Source organism: Acinetobacter brisouisimilis, from assembly GCF_000368265.1.
Taxonomy (GTDB): Bacteria; Pseudomonadota; Gammaproteobacteria; order Pseudomonadales; family Moraxellaceae; genus Acinetobacter.
Window position 1 is genome coordinate 287,665 of sequence record NZ_KB851218.1, and the last position, 12,210, is coordinate 299,874.

Consider the following 12,210-nt stretch of genomic DNA (forward strand, 5'->3'; position numbering starts at 1 on the left):
TGATCCTCATCCTTGATTTGCATTTGATTGTGAAGCAGAAGTTTTTTGATGCGTGATCGCTTCAACTTCTTTCATTGCTTCTGCACTCAACTGGTCAAATGTATTGTTGGCGATGTACGAATACACACCACATAAAACAAAAGACAAGACAATGATACCGAGCCCGAGAGGAATTCCCCAAGTCGTTACGCCTCCACTAAAAGAACTCATTAAGAATTCTTTGTTGTAACCGACAAGAAGCATGAAGCTAACATAGATCACCAACATGATGATGGTTAATGTCCAACTTAACTTACTTTTGCGGCTAACCATTTCTTTGAATTTTGGATTTTGTAGAATTCGTTCTACTTGAACCTCATCCATAGCATTACTCCGTGTGTACAACCAGCCTTGGTCGCAATTTTTAATTGTTTTTTCTGTGTTCTAACGGTATCAATATTTAAGGCTTTTAGTCAGTTAGACTTTGGTCGCTAAATTTTTAAGCAGAATTTTTGTTCAGGCACGACCTTCAGGTATCATAACAACAGATTTTTAATAAGCCATCAATATGAATAACTGGGTAATCATTGGGGTATTAACCCTTTACATTCTGATTTTATTTGTCTGTGCTTTCTTTGGAGAGAAATATGCAAGCCGGCTAAATGCACGTGGTCGCATGTTACTCTTTAGTCTAACCCTCGGTGTGTATTGCTCTTCATGGACATTTTACGGGGCAACGGGTGCAGCTGTCCGCCAGGGTATCATTTTCCTACCGATTTATCTCGGTCCCCTGTTATTTATTTGGCTAGGTTATGATATTTGGCGCAGGATTGGACGAGTGCGCCAGCATCATGCGATTGCGTCAATTGCCGATTTTATCGCAGCCCGTTATGGTAAAAGTGGGACGTTAGCCTCTTTAGTCACAGTCCTGGCAGTCGTTGCGATTGTACCTTATTTGGCATTGCAACTCCGTGCAATTGCGCTTAGCATTTCAGTAATATTACCAGAAAACAATGATTTACACTTAACAACCAATACCGTATTGGTGCTCACTGCAATTTTAGCCATGCTCTCAATGGTCTTTGGAACACGCCAAATGGCAAATACTGAACAGCATGGTGGTTTAATGCTGGCAGTGGCTTTTGAATCATTTGTAAAACTGTTTGCGTTAGTTTGTGTTGCAATTTTCTTTATCGCCGATCAGCCAAGTAACATTGCACAAATCAGTCGTGATATCCAAGAACAATACCATGAAGTACAAATGGCTGGCGTTCCTGATACTTTTTGGGTACAAACTTTACTGGCTGGACTTGCGATTATTTGCTTGCCGCGACAATTTCATGTCGCTGTTGTTGAACTGCGTGATGAAAAACATATTCGCGGTGCGCGCAAATGGTTTTCACTCTATTTGATTCTGACCACGCTGACCATTTTTCCAATTGCCAGCTGGGCATTGCATGCCAACCCCAATTTACTCAAAATTCCAGATCTGGCGGTACTCAGCCTGCCAATGAGCTATAACCATGAATGGTTAACCATTTTGGCCTTTCTTGGCGGCTTTTCTGCATCAACAGGTATGTTACTGGTTTCATCAGTGGCTTTATCGATTATGCTGAGTAATGACCTGATTATGCCTGCATTATGGCGTTTCAACATGCTATCGCGTCATGATCGCCGTTTACCACTGGTGCTTAAAACCACACGCCGTATTTGTATTGTAGCCGTCATGCTGATGGGCTTTTTATTTTTCCATTTCTTCAATGATATTAATCAGCTTTCTGTTTTTGGCTTATTGGCATTTAGTGCTGTTGCCCAGTTTGCACCTGCGCTCATCGGAGGCTTGTACTGGCGTGGTGGCAGTCAGCAAGGCGTGTATGCAGGCTTGCTGGTTGGCTTTTTAATGTGGGCATACACACTGCTCTTTCCAACTATTTTACGCAGCCTACCACGCGAATATGCCGAGCTCAGTTTTCAGGTTTTACATGGTGGTTTATTTGGTATTAATGGCTTGCGTCCTGAAGCTTTATTTGGTTTTGAATCACTCGCCCCTCTCACGCATGGCGTAATCTGGTCGTTAGGACTGAATACGATTTTATATATCTGGATTTCCAAGGCCTACCGCCCAAGTGTTGCAGAACAGATTCAGGCTGAAAGTTTCTTTTACTATGAAACCAAGCCTTTACCTTCTCAAAACTCCAATCATGAAATGGGCTACTTCCATCCCGATAGCCCGCGCTTAAAAGTCAGTGACCTTATGGCTCTGGCAAAACGAATTACAGGCGAAGGACCAACCACCCATGCTTTTCAACAATTTTGTGATCAGAATTATTTGGTGCTCAATACCAATAGCGTTGCCAACGGCATGTGGTGGCGTTTTACCGAGCAATATCTGGCAGGGACGATCGGCGCAGCCTCGGCACGTACCCTACTCACGACTGCACTTGCCAATAACGGTTTAGGCATAGCACAGGTTGCCAATATTCTCGATCAGGCTTCGCAGTGGCAGCGCTTTAACCAAAACTTACTCATGACCATGATTGACCATATGACCCAAGGGGTGAGTGTGGTCGATGACAACATGTGTCTGGTCGCATGGAACAACCAGTATCTAAAACTTTTTGATTATCCAAAAGATCTGGTTTATGTTGGCTGCCCGATTTCCGACCTGATCCGTTACAATGCCGAACGGGGTGAATGTGGCCCGGGTTCGATTGAAGAACATGTCCGAAAGCGGATTCACTGGATGAAAGTGGGTAGCGCGCATGAATTTGAACGCATTCGTAAAGATGGGCGTGTCATTCAGATGCGTGGTAATCCAATTGAAGGCGGTGGTTTTGTTACAACTTTTGCTGATATTACCGCTTTCCGTGAAAATGAAGCCGCACTTGAAGCGCGGGTCAAAGAACGTACCCAACAATTGGCAAATGCCCTAGAAGAACAACAGCTCGCGCGTGAACAAGCCGATACTGCCAATATGTCAAAAAGCCGCTTTATTGCCGCTGCCAGTCATGACCTGTTGCAACCGATGCATGCAGCGCGCCTGTTTAGTACCGCCCTTGAGCAAAGCATCCAGTCCGACGAAGATCGCCAAACATTGCAGCAACTGGATCGCGCCTTACATGGTGCGGAAAGTATGCTGTCTGCACTTTTGGATATTGCCCGTTTAGAAGGCGGTACTATTCAGCCAAAACGTCAAGCCTATCCATTACATGATTTGTTAAGCGATTTAAAACTACAGTTTAAATCCATCGCAGCGCAGCGTGGAATTGAGTTTCATGTTCATGATGCTCAGTTCTGGATTGATACCGATCCACAATGGATTCGTCGCATTATTCAGAACTTTGTCAGTAACGCGCTACGTTACACCGCCAAAGGGCGCATTGTGGTGGGCGTTTTACGGTCAGCATCACAACCGCAACATATTCGAATTGGCGTTTGGGATACAGGACCTGGGATTGCTGAAGAGCAGCGTATTAAACTGTTTCAGGAATTTGAACGCTGTGGACATACCTCACCGTGGGGCGAGCAAGGCTTGGGGTTAGGGCTTGCGATCGTACAACGTATGACCAGTTTGCTGAATTACCCCGTGCATGTTTATTCGGAGTTGCAGCGTGGTTCATGCTTCATGATTGAAGCCCCTATCGTCGCTGCACCGAAAATTACTGCTGCGCCCATCCAGATGATGCCACTCAGAAACAACACCTACAAAATTTTGTGTTTGGATAATGATGAAAACATTTTGGAAGGGATGAACACCTTACTCAGTAAATGGGGACATCAGGTCTTTAAAGCACGTGAACCTGAGGAAGCAAAACGCCTGATTGAACAGGAAAATATCCAGATCTGGCTAATTGACCAACATTTAAATCAGGAACAACGTGGTTTAGACTTTATTTTGCAGTATCGTCAGGACAATACTCCTGTCGCCCTCATTACCGCAGACTCCGATCCAGAACTGCCAGAACGTTTAAAACAACTGAACATTATGTTGCTGAAAAAACCACTCAAACCTGCATCAATGCGCGCATGGTTATCGGGCTTAAAAATTCCGAGTTAAGCATAAAAAAACACCCTCAATTGAGGGTGTTTTTAATTGGGTGGAATATGCTGTAAAAATTAGATTTTCTTTTCATCAATATTCAATGCACTGATGGCTAACACTGCCTGAGTACGGTTTTGTACCCCCAGTTTTCTAAAAATCGCAGTGACATGCGCCTTAATAGTCGCTTCAGAAACATCAAGCTCATAAGCAATCTGTTTATTCAGCAGTCCTTCAGCAACCATCATCAAGACACGGAACTGTTGTGGGGTTAATGACTGAATTCGCTCTGCCAATGCAGTTTCATCTGCCGCACGCGGGTCAAAACTGATGTTGGCAGGTAGATTGGGTGGTAACCAGATTTCACCTTCAAGCACTTGGCGAATGGCCTCACCAATATGACTTGGGTGAGCCGATTTTGGAATGTAGCCCATTGCTCCATGTGCAATTGCACGCTGAATAATACTGGCTTCTTCATGTGCTGAAACCACAATAATCGGAATGGATGGATATTGAGCACGAACGTGTACCAGTGCAGAAAAACCCGATGCGCCTGGCAAGTTTAAGTCCAATAGGACAAGATCTGGTTCAGTTCCATTTTCAAGGCGTGCGTAAAACTCGTTTACCGCTGCTGTTTCATGAATTTGAGCTTGCGGAAAGCTATAACGCACTGCTTGAATCAGTGCGTGACGAAACAGAGGATGATCATCAACGATTAGTATATTCATAAGCAATTTGGCTATATATTTGGCGTAGCCTAGCCTTCCACTCTATGCTACAACTTTATGTATGTATACAAATATTACCGAATTTTTACCAACTTTGTTGTGTGATTCGATAGGTTTCTGCATTTTTTACTATCTGCTCAAAAAAAATTAACAATATATGATGATCTAAAGATCAGGTTATTTTTCTTAAGCACAATGCTAACATACTGCATTTTTATAGATAAATCAAAAAGATGTTTACATAGTCTGCACATCTTTTATTTATTTTCCATTCATCGTGGCCTGATAAACAAAAGCTCTCAATGCCACATCAAAGTGGCATTTATTTAAGCTATATTCGCTATTTCGCCTCAAAAATTGGCTATTTTTGCGGTTTCTCGATCACAGTTACAATTAATTGCTCGACTACCTGCGGATCTGCAAGCGTAGACGTATCTCCTAGGCTATCGAGTTCGCCCATCACAATTTTACGCAAAATCCGTCGCATAATTTTGCCTGAACGAGTTTTTGGCAAAGCACTCGCCCAATAAATAGCATCAGGCGTTGCAATCGGCCCCAAGACCTTACGTACCCATCGAACCAAGGCTTCCCGTAATTGCTCTGACTCGACATAATCAGCTTGTAAGGTGACAAAAGCACAAATTCCCTGTCCTTTAACCTCATGTGGCATTCCCACCACGGCAGCTTCTGCAACTGCTTCATGTGCAACCAGTGCACTCTCAATTTCAGCAGTTCCCAAACGATGCCCCGATACATTCAAGACATCATCGACCCGCCCCGTAATCCAGTAGTAACCGTCTTCATCACGGCGCGCACCATCTCCTGTAAAATAATAGCCTTTATAGGTCAAGAAATAGGTTTCTACAAAATGCTGCTGATTACCCCAAATACTGCGCATTTGCCCCGGCCATGAATCCTTAATCACCAGATTACCTTCACCTATGCCCTGTATTTCACGACCTTCAGCATCCAGTAATGCCGGCTGAACGCCATAAAATGGACGGGTCGCCGAACCCGGTTTCAATGCGGTTGCACCAGGCAAAGGAGTTATCATCATGCCACCTGTCTCAGTTTGCCACCATGTATCTAAAATTGGGCAGCGCTCCTCACCCACAACATTATAAAACCAGTGCCATGCTTCAGGATTAATCGGTTCGCCTGCGGTTGCCAGCAAGCGTAAGGTGCTACGGTTACTTTCCCGCACATAGGCATCGCCTTCACGCATCATGGCGCGAATCGCGGTAGGGGCTGTATATAAAATGGTGACTTTATGTTTATCAATAATATGCCCGATGCGTGCCCATGTTGGGTATTGTGGAATTCCCTCAAACATCAATGTGGTTGTGCCTGTTGCCAGTGGTGCATAAACAGCGTAAGAATGCCCCGTAATCCAGCCAATATCAGCGGTACACCAGTAAACATCATCTTGTTTTAAATCAAAAACTTCTCGAAACGTGGTCACGGCATAGACCAGATAACCACCTGTTGTATGCAGTACGCCTTTAGGCTTGCCTGTCGAACCAGAGGTATACAAAATAAACAGCGGGTCTTCAGCCTGCATCGGCTCAGGCGGGCAAATTTCATCAACCTCCATTTGCAGCATGTGATACCACAAGTCGCGTTCAGGGTAAAAATTGATGGGATTGCCTGTACGATGTACCACAATCACATGCTCAACTGTTGCTGTACCTGATTGTTCCAAGGCTAGATCGACATTTTGTTTGAGTGGTAACAGCTTGCCTCCTCGCATACCTGCATCGGCAGTAATCACCATTTTGGCTTGACTATCTTCAATTCGGCTCGCTAGTGCATCGGGAGAAAAACCGCCAAATACCACGCAATGCACCGCGCCAATTCTCGCGCAGGCCAACATGGCAATGGTAGCTTCACTGACCATCGGCATATACAAAATCACCCGATCGCCCTTGGAAATACCATATTTTTTCAAGGCATTGGCAAAACGGCAGACTTCGCTATACAACTCTTTATAAGAAATAATTTTATGTCGGGAAGGATGATCTCCCTCCCAGATAATGGCAGGTTTATGTGGGTGTTCTTTTAAATGTCGGTCTAAACAATTGGCACAGACATTGAGCTGACCATCGGCAAACCACTCGATTTTAAAATGCTCAGGGTCATAACTGGTATTTTTGACTTGTGTAAATGGCTTGATCCAGTCGATATGCCGAGCCTGCTCTGCCCAAAAATGATCTGGATCATCAATCGATTGTTGGTAGCGCTGAAAGTATTCGTGCTCCAACGTCCGCGCAGTTTTTTTGAATTCTTCGGGAACGGGATAAATTTCTTGCATAGACTGACTTCCTTGAGTATATGGCGCAGTTTCATCATGAAATGCATGTTGTTTTTGTTTGTTATTTTTCCACCATAGAAATTTATTTAAGTACAATATTTCAACACAAGGCACTCCAGTATCGTATAATTTTTGTACATGACTTTATTCTAGGGAAAGACCATATGCCATCTCAAAATCCAGCGTCTTTTTTTGGTAAGGCCACTCCCCCGCATGCTCACACACTTTTGTCTTGTGAAGGTCGGCTTGGTCGTCTTAGCTATATTGCCCGTTTTGGATTTTTGCATTTCCTGTTTATTGGCATGCTTTCTGTGGCAGCACAAGGAATGCATTTGATCAACTGGAATACGATGATGCTCCGCACATCCCATCTACCACAGCCTTCATTTTTCATGTTGTCTGGTGGATTCATTTTATTCTTGTTATATAGTTATCTCATAATTATCTTTATGATTCGGCGTTTACATGACCTGAATCAAAGCGGTTGGATGAGTCTATTACTCCTCATTCCGATGCTCAATCTCCTGTTTAGCCTGTATCTGGTGTTGGTACGAGGAACACCTCATGCAAACAATTATGGGATAGTTCCTCACACTGCTTTTTGGGAGAAACTCTGTGCATGGCTGATGATCCTGTTATTTCTGATTAGCCTTGCCACAAGCAGTATGCGTATTTCCTATATGATGGGTACAGGTGAACTGGACAGCCCACATCAAATCATGAAACATGGGTATGCAATATTTCTAAGATTGCTCTACGTTTCTTTACTCAACTTTATACTTTTTAAGGCAGAATATAGCGCTTTGAAGTTTGGAACAAATCAACGTGGCAGAGCATCAATCCTCAACCATACAAAATGTGGCGCAAGATACCACTCAACTGCTACAAGAAGCAGGTAAAAAAACCACGCAAACGGTATTAGAACATAGCAGCAAGTACCATGATGCTTATACGACCATCGACAAGATCATGGACAGTTTCTGGGAACGTGTTCCTTATATCTGTATTGCGATTGTGGTGTTTATCATTTTCTGGTTATTGACCAAACTGTTTAAATTCTTTGTTCGTAAAACGCTGGAAAATCGTTCTTATACGCGCCAAAATCTGGTTTTAGTACTCAACCGAGTCGGTACATCTGCGATCTTGTTCTTTGGTTTCCTGATTGCGCTCGTGATTTCAATTCCTGGCTTCACTCCTGGACAACTGATGAGTGCTTTGGGAATTGGTTCGGTCGCCATCGGTTTTGCATTTAAAGATATTTTTCAGAACCTGCTGTCTGGGCTTTTAATTTTGCTCAGCGAACCTTTCCGTATTGGTGATGACATTATCTGTAATGGTCTGGAAGGAACCGTTGAAGATATTCAGATTCGTGCCACTTTTTTACGTTCTTATGATGGTCGCCGCATCGTGATTCCAAATGCCACGGTGTATACTAGCGCGATTACCGTCAATACAGCCTATCAGCGCCGCCGCTGTGAGTTTATGGTCGGCATTGGTTATGAAGATGATGTTAAAAAAGCCAAAGAGATTATTTTAAAAATTCTGGATGAGAACCGTAATGTCTTAAGCCAACCAGCATTTTCGGTGAATGTCACGGCTTTAGCAGATTTCTCGGTGAACCTGACAGTACGCTGGTGGGTAGATACCACAGAAACCACGATTGCTGCATCAGCCAGTGAAATTCAGGAACATGTCATGTTGGCTTTTGAAGAACAGCAAATTTCGATTCCATACCCAATCCGTGAAGTCAAAGTTCATCGTGCCGAGCCACATACCGATGAAATTGCCGTAAAGGCATCAGGCAGTTAAACGCCCCAAAATATACGAGACTGCCGTTTCTGTTCTTAAAATCCGGTTGCCTAAGCTAAAACTTTGGCAACCGTTTTTTTCGAGTAAATCAATCTCATAAGGAATAAAGCCACCTTCTGGCCCAATCAAAAGCTGACAATGCTGTGCCTGTAATCTAGACATACCCTGCTGGGCATAAGGATGTGCCACAAAACTTGGACGCTCTGCCGTTGTCCACTGTGCCAAGACATCTTCCACGAACGGTTTGAAACGGCGATATAGTTCAATTTTAGGCGCCATCGTATCCCCCGCTTGCTCTAGGCCCAGTGTAACGTAATCATCCAGTTGCTGTAAAAATGGCGTTTGCCAGTAACTTTTATCAACACGATAACTATGGATAAGTACCAACTTTTCCACACCCAAAGTCACACAGTCCATCACTAGACGACGCAACACCTTCGGACGGGGCAAAGCCATAATTAACGTTACGGGTAATTTTTCAGGAATTGCCAATTCCTGTACAGGTTTGACCAGTATCTGTTCTGCTGAAACCGATTGTACTTCAGTCAGGTAGCGTTTACCCTGCCGAATCCCGACCTTGAGCGGATCACCTACTTTGAGATCCAGATGTTGCTGCAAATGCTGTAACTGACGAGGTTCACGAATTACCCAAACATCATTTTCAGGCGGCTGAGCCAATAACACCAGATTCATACGCTTGCCAAGAACTGATCAATCAGCTGGATATGACGCAGCACCGAACCTTGGTTACTGTGCAAAATTGTGGTGGCATGTTGCAGCATGTGGTGGCGTTGTTCAGTATTTTCGAGCAGAGCAAGGAGTTGCCGCTGTGCTTGCAGCGCATCCTGTACAATGTTGACCGCATCTTGTTTTACAAACTCATCCACGATCACTTGGAAATTAAAATAATTTTTACCCAATACCGTTGCAACGCCCAGTGCCACAGGTTCCAAGATATTATGCCCGCCCCCAGGTTCATTCAGCGAACCACCAACATAGGCCACCTGACTCAAGGCATACCATAACCATAACTCGCCCATACTATCTGCCAGATAGACTTGTGTATTGGCATCAACACTCTGTTGTAAACTACGACGCTTGGTATTCAGACCCAATTGCTGCGTAATCTGAAAAACTTCATCAAAACGCTCAGGGTGGCGAGGGACAACAATACACAGTAAATTTTGGTCTGCCTGTAATGCTGCTTTCAGTTCAGTTAACAGTTGCAGTTCTTCAGGGGCATGAGTACTGGCAAGTACCATAATTTTGCGGTGACTTAACTGCCAATCTTGTTTGAGCTGTGCTGCTTTTGTCACGACCCAGTCAGGTGCAGTAATGTCAAATTTAACATTACCCACCACACTCATCTCATTCACAGATTTCCCTAAATCGGCGAAACGCTGCAAGGTGGCCTGATCCTGTACTGCAATCCAGTTTAACTGACTGAGCATCGGATACGTCAGGCGTTTAAATTTGGCATAGCCTTTGGCAGATTTTTCAGACAGACGAGCATTCAGCAAAAGCTGTGGAATCCCACGCTGTGTCACACATTGCAGCAGATTTGGCCACAACTCAGTTTCCATGAGTAGTACAATTTTCGGTTGGTAGCAATCAATAAAAGCATCCAATAATGGTTGCTGATCGACTGGTAAAAATACGGCTTGAAACATTTCAGGATAATGCTGTGCAAACAAGGCTTTTGCCCGTGCCTGACCTGTGCGAGTGGTATTGGTGATCAAAACAGCCTGACCTTGCTGTAAATAATGCTCAATCAAAGGTTGTGCAGCATTGGTTTCACCCACAGAAACTGCATGAAACCAGATCACCTGACGGTTTTTCGGGGGTTGAAAAGGGCCAAAACGTTCCGTTAGCTCATCTTGAAAATCGGCAAGATGCCCTGAGCGTTTGTTTAAACGCCAACGATAAATTGGCTTAATACATGCCAAAAGCCAATTGTACCAAAAGGGAGTTTTGAAAAAAGGAACGGGCTGGATCATCCAAATCTGAAGTCACAAAAAATTTGTGCCTATTATGCGTAAATTTTCTCAAAAGAACAGATGCAATCTGCAACAAGAAAAAAGCCAATGTAAATTGCTACATTGGCTTTTTGGACACCCGCAAGAAACAATTACAACCCTTGTTTCAAGCTCGCTTCAATAAATTTGTCCAGATCGCCATCTAGGACAGCGCCTGTGTTCGAGTTTTCAACACCTGTACGCAAATCTTTAATCCGAGAGTCATCAAGGACATAAGAACGAATCTGACTACCCCAGCCAATATCAGATTTTGAATCTTCCAGTGCTTGAGCAGCTTCGTTACGCTTACTCATTTCCAGTTCGTACAATTTGGCACGTAACTGTTTCCATGCGTGGTCACGGTTGGCGTGTTGTGAACGCTGGTTCTGACACGCCACCACAGTCCCAGTTGGAATATGGGTTAAACGTACCGCAGAGTCGGTTTTGTTAATGTGCTGACCACCTGCACCCGAAGCACGATAAGTATCGGTACGGACATCGGATGGATTGATATCGATTTCGATATTGTCATCTACTTCAGGAGAAACAAACACCGCAGAGAACGATGTATGGCGACGGTTACCCGAGTCAAATGGCGACTTACGCACTAAACGGTGTACGCCAGATTCGGTACGCAACCAGCCATAGGCATACTCACCTTCTACACGAATGGTTGCAGATTTAATCCCCGCAACGTCGCCATCCGATTCTTCCATCAGTTCAGCTTTAAAGCCATGACGCTCGATCCAGCGCATATACATACGTAATAGCATCGAAGCCCAGTCTTGTGCTTCTGTACCACCCGAACCTGCCTGAATTTCCACATAACATGGATTTGGATCCATCGGATTGCTAAACATACGGCGGAATTCAAGTTTTGCCAGTTCTTCTTCGGCAGAAGTGAGTTCAGCCTGTACATCTTCTAGCAGACCTTCATCATCGGCTTCCACAGCCAAATCCAGCATGGCTTGAGCATCTTCAAGTTGTGTTGCCAAACCATCAAGGACATTTAAGACGTTTTCCAGTTCACCTTTTTCTTTAGCCATAGCTTGTGCACGGCTTTGATCATTCCAGATCGCAGGGTCTTCAAGTTCACGTAGGACTTCTTCTAAACGTTCTTTTTTCAGATCGTAGTCAAAGATACCCCCGTAGTGTTTGACTACGATCAGTTAAATCTTTTAGTTGGTTTAGATACGGATTGATTTCCACGTGAAATTTCTCTCTACAGCCATAAAATTTTTGGCATTTTAACATAGAGTCTGATCTGACGATATGCTGGTATTTTTGAAAAAGAGCATGATGATTCGAAGCTAAACAGCTCGCTTGCAA

General features: G+C 44.0%; 9 protein-coding genes. 3 read left to right on the top strand and 6 right to left on the bottom strand.

What is annotated here, in order from left to right:
• Nucleotides 1-6 precede the first annotated feature (6 nt).
• The gene (locus F975_RS02695; protein WP_004749970.1) at nt 7-363 is read right to left on the bottom strand and encodes a DUF485 domain-containing protein; all 357 of its coding nucleotides are present in this window, start codon (nt 361-363) and stop codon (nt 7-9) included.
• A 184-nt stretch (nt 364-547) separates the two neighbouring features.
• On the opposite strand from F975_RS02695, the gene F975_RS02700 reads away from it, so the two are divergent.
• A complete protein-coding gene (locus F975_RS02700; RefSeq protein WP_004749971.1) occupies nt 548-4,036 on the top strand; it encodes a hybrid sensor histidine kinase/response regulator in 3,489 nt (1,162 codons plus the stop codon).
• A 59-nt stretch (nt 4,037-4,095) separates the two neighbouring features.
• On the opposite strand, the gene F975_RS02705 is transcribed toward F975_RS02700, so the two are convergent.
• Together F975_RS02705 and acs are read right to left on the bottom strand one after the other, a co-directional pair.
• Nucleotides 4,096-4,746, bottom strand: coding sequence for a response regulator (locus tag F975_RS02705; protein WP_004749972.1), 651 nt, complete (start codon nt 4,744-4,746; stop codon nt 4,096-4,098).
• Between the two features lie 361 nt (nt 4,747-5,107).
• Nucleotides 5,108-7,057, bottom strand: coding sequence for an acetate--CoA ligase (gene acs / locus F975_RS02710; RefSeq protein ID WP_004749973.1), 1,950 nt, complete (start codon nt 7,055-7,057; stop codon nt 5,108-5,110).
• Between the two features lie 20 nt (nt 7,058-7,077).
• On the opposite strand from acs, the gene F975_RS02715 reads away from it, so the two are divergent.
• Both F975_RS02715 and F975_RS02720 read left to right on the top strand, forming a co-directional pair.
• The gene (locus F975_RS02715) at nt 7,078-7,956 is read left to right on the top strand and encodes a DUF805 domain-containing protein (protein ID WP_228127402.1); all 879 of its coding nucleotides are present in this window, start codon (nt 7,078-7,080) and stop codon (nt 7,954-7,956) included.
• Complete coding sequence (locus tag F975_RS02720; protein ID WP_416201879.1) at nt 7,907-8,866, top strand: mechanosensitive ion channel family protein; 960 nt, start codon at nt 7,907-7,909, stop codon at nt 8,864-8,866. Before F975_RS02715 ends, F975_RS02720 begins: the two co-directional genes overlap by 50 nt.
• Here the strand turns inward: F975_RS02720 and F975_RS02725 are convergent.
• The 3 genes from F975_RS02725 to prfB form a co-directional block, all read right to left on the bottom strand.
• Complete coding sequence (locus F975_RS02725) at nt 8,855-9,559, bottom strand: 16S rRNA (uracil(1498)-N(3))-methyltransferase (protein WP_004749976.1); 705 nt, start codon at nt 9,557-9,559, stop codon at nt 8,855-8,857. The genes F975_RS02720 and F975_RS02725 overlap by 12 nt on opposite strands.
• The gene (locus tag F975_RS02730; RefSeq protein WP_004749977.1) at nt 9,556-10,863 is read right to left on the bottom strand and encodes a 3-deoxy-D-manno-octulosonic acid transferase; all 1,308 of its coding nucleotides are present in this window, start codon (nt 10,861-10,863) and stop codon (nt 9,556-9,558) included. The genes F975_RS02725 and F975_RS02730 overlap by 4 nt, the downstream gene beginning before the upstream one ends.
• A 131-nt stretch (nt 10,864-10,994) precedes the next feature.
• A protein-coding gene (prfB, locus tag F975_RS02735; RefSeq protein ID WP_165493023.1) for a peptide chain release factor 2 occupies nt 10,995-12,090 on the bottom strand; the annotation gives its coding sequence in 2 pieces (ribosomal slippage) (nt 10,995-12,017 and nt 12,019-12,090; 1,095 coding nt in all).
• Between the last annotated feature and the right edge of the window lie 120 nt (nt 12,091-12,210).